Origin of the sequence: Anaerovorax odorimutans (assembly GCF_024459955.1) — a bacterium.
In the GTDB taxonomy this organism is placed as follows: Bacteria; Bacillota; Clostridia; order Peptostreptococcales; family Anaerovoracaceae; genus Hominibacterium; species Hominibacterium odorimutans_A.
This window is the reverse complement of sequence record NZ_JANFXK010000139.1, coordinates 1-273: the sequence shown is the minus strand read 5'-3', so window position 1 is coordinate 273 and position 273 is coordinate 1. Positions and strand designations below refer to the sequence as shown.

Below are 273 nucleotides of genomic sequence, written 5' to 3'. Positions count from 1 at the left end.
CCACCCACCTGGATAAGGAAAACCATTTGCATAACCACTTTGTCCTGAACACGGTTTCCTTTGTAAATGGGCTGCGTTATCATCGAACGGCAGCAGATTATCGTGCCATGCGGCAAATGTCCGATGCGCTGTGCAGGGAATATGGGCTGTCTGTGATTGAAAGCCCCAGGAACGGAAAAGGAAAGCAGTATGGCGAGTGGCGGGCCGAACAGGAAGGTCGCCCCACTTGGCGGGGCCTAATCAAAGCGGATGTGGACGAAGCCATCGAACAGG

General features: G+C 53.8%; 1 protein-coding gene. It reads left to right on the top strand.

Features of this window, described 5'->3' with window-relative positions; translation table 11 throughout:
* Positions 1–26: 26 nt before the first annotated feature.
* On the top strand, positions 27–273 hold a 247-nt coding region (locus NE619_RS19390; RefSeq protein ID WP_256133886.1), incomplete at its 3' end, for a relaxase/mobilization nuclease domain-containing protein.